This is a genomic window from Pseudomonas sp. RIT357, from assembly GCF_000632245.1.
Classification (GTDB): Bacteria; Pseudomonadota; Gammaproteobacteria; order Pseudomonadales; family Pseudomonadaceae; genus Aquipseudomonas; species Aquipseudomonas sivasensis.
Genome location: NZ_JFYX01000047.1, coordinates 199,963 through 218,649, shown reverse-complemented (window position 1 = coordinate 218,649; position 18,687 = coordinate 199,963). Strand labels below are relative to the sequence as shown.

The window sequence follows — 18,687 nt, the reverse complement described above, 5'->3', positions numbered from 1 at the left end:
GCAAGGCTTTGATCCACATAGGCTTTTTTTCGCGCACCGCGCTGTATCGAAATCGCTACAGCCGCTGTGGCCAATGTCGCAGCCAAAATAATTAAGCTATTGATTTATAAGTGATTAATAACATTGGCCGCGATCTTGCTAAGTAACTCCCCATTATTCCAATCCCGTCCACCAGACGAATCTGGCCCTGAGGAATTTCCATGAGCGAGTTGCGTTTTACTGAAGATCACGAATGGCTGCGTGCCGAAGCCGATGGCAGCGTCACCGTGGGCATTACCGCATTTGCGCAGAACGCGCTGGGTGATGTGGTTTTCGTGCAACTGCCTGAGCTGCAGACCTATGACAAGGGCGCCGAAGCGTCCACCGTGGAGTCGGTAAAAGCTGCCAGCGGTGTGTACATGCCGTTGGACGGTGAAGTCCTCGAAGTGAACGACAAGCTCGATGGCAGCCCGGAACTGGTCAACGAAGATCCGATGGGCGAAGGCTGGTTCTTCCGCTTTAAACCGGCCGATGCCGACGCAGTGGCTAAGCTGTTGGATCAGGATGCGTACGACCGCCTGATCAAAGCCAACGCTGAAGCCTGAGGAGCGCACCATGACGATCAATCTCAGCACCGCTAACGAATTCATCGCCCGCCACATCGGCCCGCGCCAGGAAGATGAGCAGCACATGCTCGCCAGCCTGGGCTTTGACTCCCTGGAAGCCCTGAGCGCCAGTGTGATCCCGGAAAGCATCAAGGGCACCAGCGTGCTCGGCCTGGAAGACGGCCTGAGCGAAGCCGAGGCCCTGGCGAAGATCAAGGCCATCGCCAGCCAGAACCAACTGTTCAAGACCTACATCGGCCAGGGCTACTACAACTGCCACACGCCGTCACCGATCCTGCGCAACCTGCTGGAAAACCCCGCCTGGTACACCGCCTACACCCCGTACCAGCCAGAAATTTCCCAAGGCCGCCTGGAAGCGCTGCTGAACTTCCAGACCCTGATCAGCGACCTCACCGGCCTGCCGATCGCCAACGCCTCGCTGCTGGACGAAGCTACCGCCGCTGCCGAAGCCATGACTTTCTGCAAACGCCTGAGCAAGAACAAAGGCAGCAACGCCTTCTTCGCCTCGGTGCACAGTCACCCGCAGACCCTCGACGTGCTGCGTACCCGCGCCGAACCGCTGGGCATTGATGTGGTTGTGGGCGATGAACGTGAACTGACCGACGTCAGCCCGTTCTTCGGCGCCCTGCTGCAATACCCGGCCAGCAACGGTGACGTGTTCGACTACCGCGAACTGACCGAACGCTTCCACGCCGCCAACGCATTGGTAGCCGTGGCCGCCGATCTGCTGGCCCTGACCCTGCTGACGCCTCCGGGCGAATTCGGCGCCGACGTGGCCATCGGCAGCGCGCAACGCTTCGGCGTGCCGCTGGGCTTCGGTGGCCCGCACGCGGCGTACTTCTCCACCAAGGATGCGTTCAAGCGCGACATGCCGGGCCGTCTGGTCGGTGTGTCTGTTGACCGCTTCGGCAAGCCGGCCCTGCGCCTGGCCATGCAGACCCGCGAGCAACATATCCGCCGCGAGAAGGCCACCAGCAACATCTGCACCGCCCAAGTGCTGCTGGCCAACATCGCCAGCATGTATGCCGTGTACCACGGGCCTAAAGGCCTGACCCAGATCGCCCAGCGCATTCACCAACTGACCGCGATCCTCGCCAAGGGCTTGACCGCGCTGGGCCTGAAGGTCGAGCAGGAACACTTCTTCGACACCCTCACCCTCAACACCGGCGCCCACACCGCCGCCCTGCACGATAAGGCCCGCGCCCAGCGCATCAACCTGCGTGTGGTGGACGCTGAGCGTGTTGGCCTGTCGGTGGACGAAACCACCACCCCAGCCGATATCGAAACCCTGTGGGCGATCTTCGCCGACGGCAAGGCCCTGCCAGCCTTCGCGGAAACTGAGAGCACCCTGCCGGCCGCGCTGCTGCGCCAGTCGCCGATCCTCAGCCACCCGGTGTTCAACCGTTATCACTCCGAAACCGAGTTGATGCGCTACCTGCGCAAGCTGGCAGACAAAGACCTGGCCCTGGACCGCACCATGATCCCGCTGGGCTCGTGCACCATGAAGCTCAACGCCGCCAGCGAAATGATCCCGGTGACCTGGGCCGAATTCGGTGCCCTGCACCCCTTCGCACCAGCCACACAAAGCGCCGGCTACCTGCAACTGACCTCCGACCTGGAAGCCATGCTCTGCGCGGCCACCGGCTATGACGCGATCTCGCTGCAGCCGAACGCCGGTTCCCAAGGCGAATACGCCGGTCTGTTGGCCATTCGTGCCTATCACCAGAGCCGTGGCGAAGAACGCCGCGACATCTGCCTGATCCCGTCTTCGGCCCACGGCACCAACCCGGCCACCGCCAACATGGCTGGCATGCGCGTGGTCGTGACCGCCTGCGACGCACGTGGCAACGTGGACATTGAAGACCTGCGCGCCAAGGCCATCGAGCACCGCGATCACCTCGCGGCACTGATGATCACCTACCCGTCTACCCACGGTGTGTTCGAGGAAGGCATCCGCGAGATCTGCGGCGTCATCCACGACAACGGCGGCCAGGTGTACATCGACGGCGCTAACATGAACGCGATGGTCGGCCTCTGCGCCCCGGGCAAGTTCGGCGGCGACGTGTCCCACCTGAACCTGCACAAGACGTTCTGCATTCCTCACGGCGGTGGCGGCCCGGGCGTTGGCCCGATTGGCGTCAAGTCCCACCTCACGCCATTCCTGCCGGGCCACGCGGCCATGGAGCGCAAGGAAGGCGCGGTCTGTGCGGCACCGTTCGGCAGCGCGAGCATTCTGCCGATCACCTGGATGTACATCAGCATGATGGGCGGCGCGGGCCTGAAGCGCGCTTCGCAACTGGCGATCCTGAATGCCAACTACATCTCCCGCCGCCTGGAAGAGCACTACCCCGTGCTCTACACCGGCAGCAACGGCCTGGTGGCGCATGAATGCATCCTCGACCTGCGCCCACTGAAAGACAGCAGCGGCATCAGCGTGGATGACGTGGCCAAGCGCCTGATCGACTTCGGTTTCCACGCACCGACCATGTCGTTCCCGGTGGCCGGCACCTTGATGATCGAGCCGACGGAAAGTGAATCCAAAGAAGAACTGGACCGCTTCTGCGACGCCATGATCGCCATTCGCGAAGAAATCCGCGCAGTGGAAAACGGCACACTGGACAAGGACGACAACCCACTCAAGAACGCTCCGCACACTGCGGCGGAACTGGTGGGCGAATGGAGCCACCCCTACAGCCGTGAACAGGCGGTGTATCCGGTTGCTTCGCTGATCGAAGGCAAGTACTGGCCGCCGGTTGGTCGGGTCGACAACGTGTTTGGTGATCGCAATCTAGTATGCGCATGCCCTTCAATCGAGAGCTACGCGTAACCTGAGGCTGAACTCAATCAAATGTGGGAGGGGGCTTGCTCCCGGTGGCGGTTTTACATTCAACATCTCTGTTGACTGACGCACTGCCATCGGGAGCAAGCCCCCTCCCACACTGACCGAGCACACCCAAAACATAATAAGAAACCGGAGAACCACTCATGTCTTTAAGCGTGTTCGACCTGTTCAAGATTGGCATCGGCCCCTCCAGTTCCCACACCGTCGGCCCCATGCGCGCCGCCGCTCGATTCGTCGAAGGCCTCAAACGTGACAACCTGCTGACCACCACCTGCAGCATCAAGGTGGAACTCTACGGTTCCCTCGGTGCCACCGGTAAAGGTCACGGCAGCGACAAGGCTGTGTTGCTTGGCCTGGAAGGCGAACACCCGGACACCGTGAACACTGAAACCGTCGCCGCACGCCTGGCACAGATGCGCAGCGATGGCCGCTTGAACCTGCTCGGCGAACACAGCATTGCGTTCAACGAGAAAGAACACTTGGCGATGATTCGCAAGCCCCTCGCCTACCATCCCAACGGCATGATTTTTCGTGCCTTCGACGCTGCCAACATCCAGATTCGCAGCCGCGAGTACTACTCGGTCGGCGGTGGTTTTGTAGTGGATGAAGACGCCGCCGGTGCCGACCGGATTGTCGAAGATGCCACGCCGCTGACATTCCCCTTCAAGCACGCCAAGGACTTGCTCGGCCATTGCGCCACTTACGGCCTGTCCATCAGCCAAGTGATGCTGACCAATGAAAGTGCCTGGCGCCCTGAAGCGGAAACCCGCGCTGGCCTGCTGAAAATCTGGCAGGTGATGCAGGACTGCGTGGACGCCGGTTGTCGCAATGAAGGGATTTTGCCCGGTGGCCTGAAGGTCAAACGCCGTGCCGCCGCGCTGCATCGCCAACTGTGCAAGCACCCGGAATCGGCGCTGCGTGATCCGTTGTCGGTGCTCGATTGGGTCAACCTGTACGCGCTGGCGGTCAACGAAGAAAACGCCAACGGCGGGCGCGTGGTCACGGCGCCCACCAATGGCGCAGCCGGGATCATTCCGGCCGTGCTGCATTACTACATGCGCTTTATCCCAGGCGCGAACGAAGACGGCGTGGTGCGCTTCCTGCTTACCGCCGCCGCCATCGGGATTTTGTACAAGGAAAACGCGTCGATCTCCGGCGCCGAAGTCGGTTGTCAGGGCGAAGTCGGCGTGGCCTGTTCCATGGCTGCCGGCGCGCTGTGCGAAGTGCTGGGCGGCAGCGTGTCCCAAGTGGAGAACGCTGCCGAGATCGGCATGGAACACAACCTCGGCCTGACCTGCGATCCGATTGGCGGCCTGGTACAGGTGCCGTGCATCGAGCGCAACGCCATGGGCTCGGTGAAGGCCATCAATGCGGTGCGCATGGCTTTGCGCGGCGACGGGCAGCATTTCGTTTCGCTGGATAAGGTCATCCGCACCATGCGCCAGACCGGTGCCGATATGAAAAGCAAATACAAGGAAACCGCCCGTGGCGGTTTGGCGGTCAACATTATCGAGTGCTGACGCCTAAAGGCGCGGCAGCACGTTTTTCAGGAGCTGAATATGTCCACCGAAACCCTGTTGAAAACCCCATTGCACGCCCTGCACATCGAACTGGGCGCACGCATGGTGCCCTTCGCCGGCTATGACATGCCGGTGCAATATCCACTGGGTGTGATGAAGGAACACCTGCACACCCGTGAACACGCCGGGTTATTTGACGTGTCCCACATGGGCCAGATCCGCCTGACCGGCGCCAATGCCGCCAAGGCCCTGGAAACCCTGGTGCCCGTGGACATCATCGACCTGCCGGTAGGTATGCAGCGCTACGCAATGTTCACCAACGAGCAAGGCGGCATCCTGGATGACCTGATGGTCGCCAACCTGGGCAACGACGAACTGTTCCTGGTGGTCAACGCCGCCTGCAAGGACCAGGACCTGGCGCACCTGCGCAAACACATTGGTGATCAGTGCACCATCGAGCCGCTGTTCGAAGAACGCGCCCTGCTCGCCCTGCAAGGCCCCGCAGCGGTGAAGGTGCTGGCGCGCCTGGCGCCGGAAGTGACCAAGATGACCTTTATGCAGTTCGCTTCCCTGCGCCTGCTGGGTGTGGACTGCTACGTCAGCCGCTCCGGTTATACCGGTGAAGACGGCTTTGAAATCTCCGTGCCTGCGGCCAATGCCGAAAGCCTCGCGCGCAGCCTGTTGGCCGAGAGCGAAGTACAGGCCATCGGCCTGGGCGCCCGCGACTCCCTGCGCCTGGAAGCCGGCCTGTGCCTGTACGGCCACGACATGAACACCGAAACCACACCGATTGAAGCCAGCCTGCTGTGGGCCATCTCCAAGGCCCGCCGTGCCGATGGCGCACGCGCCGGCGGCTTCCCGGGTGCCGACCGAATCTTCACCCAGCAGCAGACCGGTGTAAGCCGCAAACGCGTCGGCCTGTTACCCCAGGAACGCACTCCGGTGCGCGAAGGGGCAGAAATTGTCGATGAGCACGGCACTGTGATCGGCAGCGTCTGCAGCGGCGGCTTTGGCCCAAGCCTCGGCGGCCCTTTGGCCATGGGTTACCTGGACAGCGCATTCATTGCACTGGATACCGAAGTCTCTGCGTTGGTGCGTGGGAAAAAGGTGCCGCTTCGTGTAAGTAAAATGCCATTCGTGCCACAGCGTTACTATCGTGGTTGATTGACTGTTCCTATAAGTAACGCGGTTGCGTTAACGTGCACTAATCTGTAACGCAACCGCCATAAAACAGTGCATTCACGATAGTTATTGTTATAGGTGTACAGCTATAACAAGTGAGCGAATCTATCGAATAAGTCCGCTCTACATTATTCAACGAAGTGTCATGAGGCCGAGCAAAACATGGAGTTTTGCAGGGCTTGTTTTTTCTCTATTAGTTGGCGTAGAGTTTGCCCACTGTGTTTGCATGGGTCGCTTGGAACCTGGACCTGGGCAGTAGCTGAAGTAGTTGTGCTACAACCCGTTCGACGTCTCTTACTTTCCTGCAACCCAGCCCAGTACTCTTTCATGTGAAAGGGGCTGTCATCAATTTATAGCGTCAAGGAAATAAGAAAATGGCTGAACGTCAGAGCGGTACCGTCAAGTGGTTTAACGACGAAAAAGGGTTTGGTTTTATCACTCCAGAAAGCGGTCCGGATCTGTTCGTACATTTCCGCGCTATTCAGGGCAACGGGTTCAAGAGCCTCAAAGAAGGCCAGAAAGTGACATTCGTTGCGGTGCAGGGCCAAAAAGGCATGCAGGCTGACGAAGTACAAGCAGAAGGTTGATCCTTACTGCGACAAAAAGCCCCTGATATGACATCAGGGGCTTTTTTATGGACGCGATTCCGTAAAATGCGTTTTTTCCTCAGAGAATCCTGCCATGTCCAAACCCCTGCTGAGCCCCCAAGGCGAATTCCCCGCCGTTGGCCTGGGCCGTCGCCTGGCAGCGATGTTCTATGACTTCCTGTTGTGCACCGCCCTGCTGATCGTCACCGCATTTATCTACAAGCTGGTGTGGATGGCATTTTTAGGCGAAGCCAGGATGCGCACCCTCACCGAATCCGGTGCCCTGGACGGCGACCCGCTGCTGTCGACGATTCTGTTCTTTGTGCTGTTCGGCTTCTTCGCCAAGTTCTGGACCCATTCCGGGCAGACCCTGGGCATGCAGGTGTGGGGCGTGCGCGTGCAGAACGCCGATGGCTCGCGCATCAGCCTGTGGCAGGCGCTGTTGCGCTTTGTGGTGTCGATTGCGTCGTGGTTGTGCGTGGGGCTGGGGTTTATCTGGGCGTTGTTCGATAAACAGAAACGCGGCTGGCATGACATCTATTCGGACACCCAGTTAGTGCGCATCCCGAAGCAAAAGAAATAAAACCCTTCTTAATTAAAGATCTACATGTGGGAGGGGGCTTGCCCCCGATAGCGGCTGTACATTCAATATTTCTATTGACTGATACACCGTCATCGGGGGCAAGCCCCCTCTCACATTTTTAACCGAGCTCGCCTCGGTTCAGGCGTTGCCCGCCAGCTTCAGGCGCGCCGCCTGAGTGAAATCCAGCATGCGCTTGAGCGGTCGAACAGCGTGAGGAATCACCGACGGCTCGACGAAAATCTCGTTGCTGCCCTCACGCAGGCACTGCAACGTGCGCTCCAGCGTGTTCATCGCCATCCACGGGCAATGCGCGCAACTGCGGCACGCCGCGCCGTTACCGGCCGTGGGCGCTTCGACGAAGACCTTGTCCGGGCACAGCTGCTGCATCTTGTAGAAGATGCCGCGGTCGGTGGCGACGATAAAGGTTTTGTTCGGCAGTCGTTGCGCCGCAGCGATCAGTTGGCTGGTAGAACCTACGGCATCCGCCAGTTCGATCACCGCGGTCGGCGATTCCGGATGTACCAGGATCGCTGCATCCGGGTATAGCGCCTTCATGTCTTCGAGCTGCTTGGACTTGAACTCTTCGTGGACGATGCAGGCACCGTCCCACAGCAGCATGTCGGCACCGGTCTGACGCTGGATGTAAGTGCCCAGGTGCTTGTCCGGTCCCCAGATGATGGTCTCGCCGTTGTCCATCAGGCTTTCGACGATTTCCAGCGCGCAGCTGGAGGTCACCACCCAATCGGCTCGGGCTTTGACCGCCGCCGAGGTGTTGGCGTACACCACCACCGTGCGCTCGGGATGCTGGTCGCAGAAGGCCGAAAACTCATCGACCGGGCAACCAAGGTCCAGGGAGCACGTGGCTTCCAGGGTTGGCATGAGGATGCGTTTTTCGGGGGTGAGGATCTTGGCGGTCTCGCCCATGAAACGCACACCGGCGACCAGTACGGTCTTGGCCGGGTGGGCGGCGCCGAAGCGGGCCATTTCCAGGGAGTCGGAGACGCAGCCGCCGGTTTCTTCGGCCAGGGCCTGGATCACCGGATCGCAATAGAAGTGGGCAACCAATACCGCGTCCTGAGCTTTCAGCTCGGCGGCGATGGCGGCACGCAGGCTCGCCTCTTCATCGGCGCTGAGGGCCTTGGGCTGCTTGGCGTCGAGGTGGGCTTGAACCAGTAGGCGTTCAGATATCTGCGTCATGTTCGCAAGACCTGCAGGCGCAGTAGCGCGAAAGTCGAGTGTACCACCGGCTCTGGAGCCCTTCGGGCGCCGCCGGACGAAGTGATTGTGTTCATCAAGCACGGCTAAAAGTGAAGCTGCGCAAGGCTACAGAATATCGAATGGATTCAAAAGCCTAATCTGGCTTTTGACGCGTTCGATTGTCCGACAAAAAAGGGTAATGGCACATTGACTCTCCCCCTCAGGGGAGGGTTTACGCTGCGCCGCCTTCACACATCACCTCAAGCAAATGGCCCCTCAGCGCCACTGCTTAGCCCCCCATTCACGCGTTATAGGGAGATAGCCGATGAACAATCCATTGGACTTGAACAGCGTCATTACCACTACCCGCGAAATCCTCGCGCAGCTGTTGGTGATGGACCTCACAGAGGTGAACGAACACAGCAGCATCGTCGAGGACCTCAATGCCGACTCCCTGGATATCGTCGACCTGAGTTTTCAGCTAGGTCGCCATTACGGCTGCACATTGCCCAAGACCAGCGTGCTGGACCATGCGGTAGCGGTGTTTGGCGACGTGAGCGAGCTGGTCGAAAAAGGCCGTATCACCCAGTCCGGCGTAGACCTTCTGGAGCAAAGCCTGAGCGCATTTGCGCCCGGCCAATTGCGTCCAGGCATGCAGCCGGCAGATGTGTTCGCGGCCACGACCGTGCGCAATTGGGCCGAACAGTGCTACCGGATGTTTGACCACTTGCCCGCCACCTGCCCTGAGTGCAACGCCGAGCAGGCACGTCTCAATGAGCGTCGCCAAGTAGTGTGCGGCGGTTGCAGTGCGCGACTGACGCCGCTGGAAGGCGACGAAATTTCTCGCCAACTGGTAGAGCAGTTTGCCGCGTCCCGTTTGCCAGAAACGGCCTAGGAGTTTTTCATGGGGCCGCGAGAGGTTTTAGTCACAGGCTACGGGCTGGTAGCGCCCACGGTACTGGACGCTGCAACGTTGTTTTCGCAGATCAGCTCCAAGCGGTCGTGCATTCGTCAACACCCGGTGTTTGCTGAGCTGGGTTTTGCGGTAAACGCCGCAGGTTATATCGATCACGATCAGTGGCACGCCATTGGCGCTCAGGTTGCGGTGGGCGCCACGCCAATGCCCCGTCAGTGCCTGCTCGCGGAGTTTGTTGCCAGGCAAGCGCTCCAGCAGGCAGGCCTGGTTCCCGCGGACTTCTCCCGCGCGGCCAGCGGTGTGTTCCTCGGCGCCAACAAGCATTGCGTGAGCCGTGACCTGCAAGAGGCCAGCCGCTATATGGACGACGCCGGCAGCGTCGACCTTGATCGCTACTTGGATCAGCACACACTGGCGGGCGGCCCGTTTGCTCGACGGATTGATCAGCAGACTTGGCACATCGCCAACCTGCTCGGCATTCGCGACCATATCAGCACCCATTCCGATGCCTGCGCGGCCGGCACCATGGCGATCGGCAGTGCGTTTCGCGCCATTGAGCGCGGCGAGATCGACTTGGCCATCTGTGGCGCCGTTGAGTTGATGGCCCATGAACTGTCCTATTACAGCTTCGACGGCCTCGGTGCCATTTGCCAGCGGGCCGACCTCACTGCCGAACAACAGAGCCGCCCGTTCATGAACGACCGCTGCGGTTTCGTCCTCGGCGAAGGCGCGGCAATGATCGTGCTGGAGTCCAGGGAACATGCCGAACGACGCAAGGCCAGCCCGATCGGCCGCGTCCTGGGTTACGCCAACTATTGCGAAGCGCAGAAAATCACCTCCAGCAGCCGCGATGGCAGCCATTACGCCCACTGCATGCAAGCCGCCATCGCGAATGCCGGCTTGGACTGCGACGCCGTCGATCACGTCAATACCCATGGCACCTCGACCCAGGCCAACGATCGCAGTGAAGCCCTGGCGATTGAGCGGGTATTCGGCACCGCCGTGAGCACGATGACATTCACCGCCAACAAATCGGCCATTGGCCACTCCCTGGCGGCCAGCGGCGCCATTGAGGCGGTGCTGTCACTGATGAGTCTGCAGCAAGGCGTGCTGCTCCCCACCCTTAACTATGACCCGGCAAATGCCGAGTTCCCTGAGTTGAACTTCCTGACCGAAGCCCAGCAACAGCCCATCAAGGTGGTGCTGTCCAATTCGTTCGGTTTCGGCGGCGTCAACAGTTCGCTGGTGTTGGGAAATGCATGAAATGAACAGCCTCCAGACAAAACCCGTCTACTTGATCGCTGCGTCGGTGTTCAACCACGCAGGCACTGAGTGCGCCGATTTACATGGCCCGGTGCGGGCCGCCCAGCCGTTGGATTTTGCCCCGGACCACCTGGCCTATCCCGTGACCGTACCGCGACTGCCCACCACGGTGTTCGACCGCAAGATTCAACGCAGCGTCGAACCTCAGGGCGCCCGTTTGCTGTATTGCGCCGGGCAGCTTGCCGGCCCGTTGAATGACTTGCACCTGCCTGGCGAGCGCGTGGCGCTGATGGCCGCCATTCCGGAAGTGGACGGCCCCAGTTCCTGCTGGGAAGCCGTGCAGGCCATCGCCGAACAACCGGACGCACTGCTCGCACAACTCTTCGCTTATACCCCGCCGCTGCACGCACTGATGATGCTCAACAGCAGCGTCATGGCCTATGTAGCCGAGGCGCTGCACTGCCGTGGCCCGATGGGCGGTTTCTGCTCACAGGGAAATGCGGGAGTCGATGCGCTGATTGAGGCGTTCGAACACATCGCCGGTGGCCGAGCCGACGCCGGGGTTGTGGTCAGCAGTAGCCCGAACCTCTCGCCTGCGCTGTACCTGCGCGACAGCACCGAACAGCCTGCACTCCCGGAGCCGGATCGTTATGGGGAAGGCGCAGCGTGCCTGTTGCTGACGTCGTGCACGCCAACCCACGGCGCCTTGCGCATCGCCGGGTTCGCCCGTGGTTACAGTGCTTGCCCCGAACGCTCGAACGCCGTGGCGCACAAGGTCATCCAACAAGCATTAAGCCGAGAGAAAGTAGGTTTGCGCGACGTAGCACATGTCGTCGCCGCGCCGGACACCCCCTTCCTGCCGCTTCTGCTCGCAGACACCCAGGCGACGCTTCACAGCTCCCGGCCCATGACCGGCGACCTGGGAGCAAGCGCCCTGTTGACTGAAATCGCCCTGACCCTTCACGACCAGCGCGATGGGTACACATTGCTGCTCAATCACAGCCGTGCGGGCCATTGGGGCGCCGTATTACTGGCCAAAGAAGCCATGGAGAAACAGGCATGAGCCCACCAAGGATTGTGATAACCGGCCTGGGTGCCGTGACCGGTTTCGGTTTCGAATGGCAATCAATGTGGGCGCAGATGCTGCGCGGTGAGCACTGCATCCGCCCATGGCAACCCGAAGGCGTGGCCGACGGTAGCTTCCCGGTGCGTTACGCCGCGCCAGTAGACACCCGCCAACTGCCGGACTACTTGAAAGGCCATCGCGCCTGGCAGATGCCCCTGGAAAAACGCAGCCAGTTGGGTTGGGTGGCGGCCAGCCAAGCGATCACCGACAGCGGCCTGAGCGCCGCACAACTGCGCGATGCGGCCGTACTGTGCGCGTCCGGCGCACCGGCCCACAACATTCAGGACATGCTGCTGACCGTGTCCGGCGAGCAGCAGGCTTGCCCTGCATGGCGCCACTTGATGGCCAAGGCTGACCAGGTCAGTGCGGCCCACTCGCTGTGCCAGAGCAACGACCGGCTGGCCAGGGTGATCGCTGACGACAGCGGTTGCGAAGGCCCGGTGATCAACATCAGCAGCGCCTGCGCCGGGGCGTCCCAGGCCATCGGGAATGCCTTCCAGATGATCCGCCGGGGTGAAGTCGACGTCGCTGTCGCCGGCGGGGCCGACTCGGTGTTGAGCCTGGACACCATGACCGCGCTTTACCTGTTGGGCGCAGCCAGCAGCGAGCAACGCTGGGGCGACGGGCTTTGCCGTCCATTCGATCGCCATCGCAGCGGCCTGGTTGCTGGCGAAGGCGGTGGTTTTGTAGTGCTCGAAACCCTGGAGAGCGCCCTTGCCCGTGGCGCCGTGCCCTATGCCGAAGTGCTGGGGTTTGGCAGCAGCCTGGACGGCTACAAGGTCACCGCACCCGACCCGCAAGGGCGAGGCGCCGCCCTGGCGATGCAGACCGCCTTGCACGATGCCGGCATCCGCCCGCAACAGGTGGACCTGATCAACGCTCACGGCACGTCCACCCCGCTCAACGATGCCGCCGAAACCCTGGCCATCAAGTCGGTATTCGCCCAAGACGAGCACTATCGACGGCTGGCAATCAGCGCCAACAAGTCCCAGTTCGGGCACTTGATCGCCGCCGCTGGCGCACCCGAGTTCATCGTCACCGCACTGGCCTGCCAGCACGACCGGATTACCCCGACCCTCAACCTGCACAGCGCCGCCGACGACTGTGATCTGGACTACTGCGCCCATCAGACGGTCAACCGCCGAGTTGACGTGGCGCTGAGCAATTCATTCGGCTTCGGTGGGCTCAATACCTGCCTGGTGCTGGGCAAATACCAGGAGCACGCACAATGAGTGCCGCACAAACACCCATCGCTATCGCCGGCAGCGGCTGTGTCCTGGCCAGCGGATGGGGCGTGGACGCGTTCTGGACTGCGGCCTGCGAGTCGCGCAGCGGGATCAAGCCATTGCGCTCCTTGCAGTTTCACAGCGAGCGGGTCACGGCCTTTGGCCAGATCCACTATGACGATCATCAACGCAGTCGTCAGGACCTCGCGCAGAACCTGCAACGCTACTGCACGCCCGCCGTCATCTGGGGTGTCAGCGCGGTTCGTCAGGCACTGGCCGATGCCGACCTAACACCCGGTGCAGACGGCCTGACCTATGGGCTCTATTGCTGCCAGGGTGGATACACCCATCCTTCTCTGGCGTCCTACGGCGAATTGCTCCACGAATGCCGCCAGGGCGAAGGGGCAGACATGCACCTGCTGGCCCGACGTATTTTGCAGGAGCGGGCGCAGGATCCGTTCCTGGTGCTCAAGGGCCTGAGCAATATCCTGCTGGGCGTGACCAGCCTGGCGCTCAAGCTGGAGTGTGAATGCAACGCCTACATGCAGGGCGTCTCCGGCAACCTGGCAGCCTTGCGTGAAGCCTGTGCCGCGTTGCAGAGCGGGCGCATTGATGTAGCGATCATTGTCGGTGCGGGCAGCGAACTCGATGCCCTGGCACTCAGCGCCTTGGTACAGGCCGGCACCATCAGTGCGGACGGCTCGGAGACCCTGCGAGCTTTCGACGCGCAAGGCACGGGCGGTATCGCGGGTGAAGGCGCGGCAGCCCTGGTGTTGCGCCGTCGCGAGGATCTGGGGGATGAACCCCAGGTCTGCCTGCAAACAATGACCGCCCATGTCTCTCTCGAGGCACTGAACCTGCCAGACCAGCCAACCGATCTGCTGGTGTGCACTGGCACCGGCACGCCCGACAAAGATCGGCAATTGAGCCACGTACTGGGCCGCACCGGCGGCGCCCACATCACCAGTGGCGTGCCGGTGACCGGCCTGCTCAGTGCGGCTCCCAGCCTGGCAGACCTGATCCTGGCCCGCTGCGCCCTGCTCGCCCAGCGCGTGCCACCAATTACCGGGCTAAGCCAACCCGTGGCCGCGCACCTGCCCTTTGTGATGGGCGCTCCCTATTCAACGACGCTCACCGATTGCCTGGTGCTCAACCGCGAAGACAACGGTTTCAGCGCTTGTTACCAATTGAAGTACAGCGAGCAGGCCAATAACGCCTGACGTTTTTTGTACAACACCCTCCTCTTTTATAGGACATGGATGTGATGGATTACCGTGATTTTGTTCGCCCAAAGTTTGTAGATCTGCTCCAGGCCCTGGGGCTTGAGTGTGAGTTCAAACGCGCACTGGGCAGTCAATTGTTCTACCGCAACCGCAAGGGTGACGAGGTCACCGTGACGGATTTTCTCGGTGGCTATGGCGCGGCGTTGTTTGGTCACAACGACCCGCAGTTTGTCGAACAGCTCTGCACACTGTTGCGCAATGACGTGCCCTTTAACGCCCAGATGTCGATCCGCGGCACGGCCGGAGCCCTAGCGCGCGCGTTGAGCGAAGCCTTCAATCGCGAGCTGAAGAACAACGAACAATACATTTCGACCTTTTCCAACAGTGGTGCAGAAGCGGTCGAAATTGCCGTCAAACATGCCGAGTTTCGTCGTCAGAAAAACCTGCAACGCCAGTTCGACGAACTCGACTTCACCCTGGCCCAATTGACCTCCAGCGACCGCGCCTACCGCGAAGTGGATGTCGCTGACCTCGACTTGCCGGCAGGCCTGCTGCCCGCGCACCTGAACACGGCCACGGTGCGCCAGGTGGTTGAAGCGGTGCGCCAGCACAACCTCGCCGAATTGCATGTCGAGCCGGTCTTTGTCGCTTTGCGCGGCAGTTTTCACGGCAAACTGGTCAACACTGTGCAACTGACGTACGGCCGCCAGTATCGCCAGCCGTTCGCGCGGTTCGGCCTGAACGTGGAGTTCATTGACCCCCAGCAACCCCATCAACTCCAGGAGCTGCCCGCGCGCCACACCCGACATTGGCTGAGCCTGCAATGGAGCGGGGATCAACTGCTGGTCAAGCGCGATGCGTTCAGCGCGATCACCGCCGTACTGATGGAGCCGATCCAGGGCGAAGGCGGCATCATCGAATTCTCGACTGATTTTTACCGGGCGTTGCGTCGCCTGTGTAACGAGCAGCAGTGCCCGTTGATTATCGACGAGGTGCAGTCGGGCTTCGGACGGACCGGCACCTTCCTGGCCAGCAGTCATTTCAATCTGCAAGGCGATTACTACTGCCTGTCCAAAGCGCTGGGCGGTGGCCTGATGAAGATCGCGGCCACCGTGATTCGCAGCAGCCACTATGAAAAAGACTTCAGCTATATCCACAGCTCGACCTTCGCCGAAGACGATGCCTCCTGCCACATCGCCCTCTCGGCACTCAATCGTCTGTTTGCCGATGACCAAGCGATGCTCAAGGACGTGCACACCAAGGGCGAATACCTAAAGGCCTCACTGCTTGAGCTCAAGGCGGCCTACCCGGGGGTGATCGCCGATGTGCGGGGCCGCGGCCTGTTGCTGGGCTTTGAGCTGCACGACCAAAGCACCAACAGCTCGCTGGTGCAGGCTTCAGCCCAGTACAACGACGCCTTGGGTTACCTGATTGCCGGCTACCTCTTGCAGTTTGAAGCCCTGCGCGTGGCGCCTTCGGGCAGCAACTCCAATGTGATCCGCCTGGAGCCGCCCGCCTGCATCACATTCGCCGAGATCGACGGGCTGATCAAAGCCCTGCAAAAGGTCTGCGACATGCTGCAACGCGGAGATGCGTTCCCGTTGGCCGCTACCATTTGCAATGACCTGATCCCGGCGGTCGCGCCGCGCGACACCGGCTTCCAGGTCAACGCCCTGCCCAACGCCCCGCAGGACACCCCCATCGTCGCCCGCGTGGCCTTTATCAATCACTTGATCGATGCCGACATCCTCGGTGATGTCGATCCCTCACTCGGCCAACTAAGCACCGAACAAAAATGTGTGTTCATGCAACGCACCGCACCGGAACGCCGGGCGGCGCCCGTGGGCCCGGTGGTGATCCGCTCGAAGCTGGGCATGGCCGTGGAGTTCACGTTGTACCCACTGTGCATGGACTCCAACGCCATGGCGGACTACATCATCAGCGGCGATCTCGACGTGATTCGCAAAGAAGTCGGCAATCGCATCCTGGACGCACGCGCCGATGGCTACCGCGTTGCCGGGTTGGGGATGTACACCTCCATCGTGACCAACAACTGCCAGGCCCTGAAAATTCCGGACATGGCGCTGACGTCCGGTAACGCCTTGACCATCGGCATGGGCCTTGAGGCCATCGAGCAAGGCTGCAAACAACAGGGGCTTGAGTTGCACGCACAAACGGCAGCCGTGGTCGGCGCGGCCGGTAACGTGGCGTCGACCTATGCGTCGCTGCTGTCAGCCGCTGTCGACCACGTGATCCTGATTGGCAGCGGCCGCGATGGCTCGCTGCGCCGTCTGGAAAAAACCGCCCATCTGATTTACGCCGACGCGGCCCGCTCGATTCTCAAGGGCACGGCCAGCGACGACTTGCTGGCGCAGCGCCTGCTCGACATCGACGGCATTCACGCGCTGCTAAAGGACTTCGGCAGCAGCTCGCAGTTGGGCCTGCAGGTCTCGCGCCTGGTGCAAGAACGCCTGGGGGCCAACGCCTTCATTACCGTCACCGATGACCTGCAAGCACTCAAGCGCGCACGCATCGTGCTGTGTGCGGCAAACGCAGCGCAGCCGTTTCTCGACGCTGGGCATTTCGCCGAACACAGCGTGATCTGCGACATCGCCGTGCCGCTGAACGTTGACCAAGCGATCGGCACCCAGCGCAGCGACGTGCTGTACATGCACGGTGGCATTGTCCAGACGCCGTTCGACGACGGGCTCGCGCCGAATGTGCGGGCCTACCTGAAACAGGGCCAGTTGTATGCCTGCATGGCCGAGTCGGTGCTGATGGGGCTTGCGGGAATTACCCAGCATTACTCCTACGGCGACATCAGCCGCGAACAAGTGCAGCAGATTCGTGCGTTGGCGGCGATCCATGGCTTTGGCCTGGCGCAGTTCAAGACCCACAACTCACTCTAAGGAACGGCCATGACCACTAAAACAGCGGTAGTCACCGGAGGCAGTCGCGGCATCGGCAAAGCGGTTGTCCTGGCACTGGCCGAGGCCGGCTACCGGGTTGCATTCAACTACGTGCGTGACGAAGCGGCGGCCCTGGCGGTGCGCGATGAAGTCGAAAAGATGGGCGGCGAATGCCTTACCGCGCAGTGCGACATCAGCGACGCCCACAGCATCAAGGCGTTTTTCGAACAGGTTGAACAACACTTCGAACGCATCGACCTGCTGGTCAACAACGCCGGGATTACTCGGGATGGTTTGCTGGCAACGCTCTCGGTCGAGGCCATCAGCGAGGTGATCCAGACCAACCTGATCGGCACACTGCTCTGCTGCCAACAGGTGGTGCCCGGCATGATGCGCCAGCGTCAAGGCTGCATCATCAACCTGAGTTCGGTGGCGGCGCAAAAGCCCGGCAAAGGCCAAAGCAGCTACGCCGCCGCCAAGGGAGGTGTGGAGGCGCTGACACGTGCCCTGGCGGTCGAATTGGCGCCGCGCAATATCCGCGTCAACGCGGTGGCGCCGGGGATCGTCAGCACCGACATGACCGCCGCCTTGCTCGAAACCCACGAGCAGGAGGTCCAGTCGCGTCTGCTGATCAAGCGCTTTGCCGTGCCAGGGGATATCGCCGAGGCCGTGCTGTACCTGGCCGACCGCGCCACCTATGTGACCGGCGAAGTGTTGTCGGTCAATGGCGGGTTGAAAATGCCATGAGCGCATCTCGAACTTTTTTTATTTCCGGTGCCGCCAACGGCATTGGCCGCGCAGTCGCGGAACACTTCGCCACCGACGAAGCCCATCGCCTGATCCTGGTGGACCGTGACTTGGCCCAGCTACAAAGCTGGGTCGGCAACGGGGCATTTGCCGCAAGCATCGAAACCCATGGCGTCGATATCGCCGACCTTGCGAGCGTGCAAGCGTTATTCAACGACCTGTCGGTGCGCCTCGGTTACATCGATGTCCTGGTCAACAGCGCCGGTGTCTGCAACGAGAACGAACCGGAGGACTTGGACAACTGGCACAAGGTGATTTCGGTCAATCTGAACGGCACCTTTTATGTCACTTCGCTGTGCCTGCCACTGCTGGCGGACCGAGGGCGAATCATCAATTTGTCGTCGATCCTGGGCCGCATCGGCAAGGTCCGCAACACCGCTTACTGCGCCTCCAAGCACGGCATTATCGGCATGACAAAAGCACTGGCGCTGGACCTGGCACCGCGCCGGATTACCGTGAACGCGATTTTGCCAGCCTGGATTGATACGCCAATGCTTCAAGGCGAATTGGCGACTCAAGCCAGTATTGCCGGAATCAGTCAGGAGCAGATCCTGCGCAATGCCAAGAAAAAGCTGCCGTTGCGCCGTTTTATCCAGGCTGATGAAGTCGCCGCCATGGTGCGTTACCTGGTCAGCCCGGAGGCCTCCGGCGTCACGGCCCAGAGCCTGATGATCGACGGCGGCGCCGGGTTGGGGATGTAG

The 18,687-nt window shown here is 61.2% G+C and carries 15 protein-coding genes; 14 read left to right on the top strand and 1 reads right to left on the bottom strand.

The features are described 5' to 3' along the window. The first annotated feature begins 200 nt into the window (after window positions 1-200). From gcvH to BW43_RS03290, 6 genes are all read left to right on the top strand, one after another. Complete coding sequence (gcvH, locus tag BW43_RS03265; RefSeq protein WP_032890954.1) at window positions 201-584, top strand: glycine cleavage system protein GcvH; 384 nt, start codon at window positions 201-203, stop codon at window positions 582-584. A 10-nt stretch (window positions 585-594) separates the two neighbouring features. After that, window positions 595-3,432 carry an aminomethyl-transferring glycine dehydrogenase gene (gene gcvP / locus BW43_RS03270; RefSeq protein ID WP_032890952.1) on the top strand — a complete coding sequence of 946 codons (2,838 nt, stop codon included), beginning with the start codon at window positions 595-597 and terminating at the stop codon, window positions 3,430-3,432. Between the two features lie 158 nt (window positions 3,433-3,590). Continuing rightward, entirely contained in the window at window positions 3,591-4,967 is a 1,377-nt protein-coding gene (locus BW43_RS03275) for an L-serine ammonia-lyase (protein ID WP_032890951.1), read from the top strand. Between the two features lie 39 nt (window positions 4,968-5,006). After that, window positions 5,007-6,131: a glycine cleavage system aminomethyltransferase GcvT gene (gene gcvT / locus BW43_RS03280; protein ID WP_032890950.1), complete on the top strand. Its 1,125-nt coding sequence runs from the start codon at window positions 5,007-5,009 to the stop codon at window positions 6,129-6,131. A gap of 392 nt (window positions 6,132-6,523) precedes the next feature. Beyond that, complete coding sequence (locus BW43_RS03285; RefSeq protein WP_003365337.1) at window positions 6,524-6,736, top strand: cold-shock protein; 213 nt, start codon at window positions 6,524-6,526, stop codon at window positions 6,734-6,736. Window positions 6,737-6,830: 94 nt separating this feature from the next. Then, a complete protein-coding gene (locus BW43_RS03290; protein ID WP_032890948.1) occupies window positions 6,831-7,319 on the top strand; it encodes an RDD family protein in 489 nt (162 codons plus the stop codon). 138 nt (window positions 7,320-7,457) lie between these two features. Here the strand turns inward: BW43_RS03290 and nadA are convergent, their stop codons facing one another. Next, entirely contained in the window at window positions 7,458-8,516 is a 1,059-nt protein-coding gene (nadA, locus tag BW43_RS03295) for a quinolinate synthase NadA (RefSeq protein WP_032890946.1), read from the bottom strand. 325 nt (window positions 8,517-8,841) lie between these two features. On the opposite strand from nadA, the gene BW43_RS03300 reads away from it, so the two are divergent. From BW43_RS03300 to BW43_RS03335, 8 genes are read left to right on the top strand one after another with little or no spacing between them, the layout of a single operon-like run. Continuing rightward, entirely contained in the window at window positions 8,842-9,411 is a 570-nt protein-coding gene (locus BW43_RS03300) for an acyl carrier protein (RefSeq protein ID WP_032890945.1), read from the top strand. Between the two features lie 9 nt (window positions 9,412-9,420). Beyond that, window positions 9,421-10,695, top strand: coding sequence for a beta-ketoacyl-[acyl-carrier-protein] synthase family protein (locus BW43_RS03305; RefSeq protein WP_032890944.1), 1,275 nt, complete (start codon window positions 9,421-9,423; stop codon window positions 10,693-10,695). 1 nt (window position 10,696) lies between these two features. Next, window positions 10,697-11,758 (top strand): beta-ketoacyl synthase, encoded by a 1,062-nt coding sequence (locus BW43_RS03310; RefSeq protein WP_032891085.1) that lies wholly within the window; start codon window positions 10,697-10,699, stop codon window positions 11,756-11,758. Next, entirely contained in the window at window positions 11,755-13,053 is a 1,299-nt protein-coding gene (locus tag BW43_RS03315; RefSeq protein WP_032890943.1) for a beta-ketoacyl synthase, read from the top strand. The genes BW43_RS03310 and BW43_RS03315 overlap by 4 nt, the downstream gene beginning before the upstream one ends. Continuing rightward, window positions 13,050-14,267: a beta-ketoacyl synthase N-terminal-like domain-containing protein gene (locus BW43_RS03320; protein WP_032890942.1), complete on the top strand. Its 1,218-nt coding sequence runs from the start codon at window positions 13,050-13,052 to the stop codon at window positions 14,265-14,267. The genes BW43_RS03315 and BW43_RS03320 overlap by 4 nt, the downstream gene beginning before the upstream one ends. A 44-nt stretch (window positions 14,268-14,311) precedes the next feature. Next, window positions 14,312-17,179, top strand: a complete 2,868-nt coding sequence (locus BW43_RS03325) for an aminotransferase class III-fold pyridoxal phosphate-dependent enzyme (RefSeq protein WP_032890941.1) — start codon at window positions 14,312-14,314, stop codon at window positions 17,177-17,179. A 9-nt stretch (window positions 17,180-17,188) separates the two neighbouring features. Then, window positions 17,189-17,926 carry a 3-oxoacyl-ACP reductase family protein gene (locus BW43_RS03330; protein ID WP_032890939.1) on the top strand — a complete coding sequence of 246 codons (738 nt, stop codon included), beginning with the start codon at window positions 17,189-17,191 and terminating at the stop codon, window positions 17,924-17,926. Next, on the top strand, window positions 17,923-18,687 hold the full coding sequence (locus BW43_RS03335; RefSeq protein ID WP_032890937.1) for an SDR family NAD(P)-dependent oxidoreductase: 765 nt from the start codon (window positions 17,923-17,925) through the stop codon (window positions 18,685-18,687). The genes BW43_RS03330 and BW43_RS03335 overlap by 4 nt, the downstream gene beginning before the upstream one ends.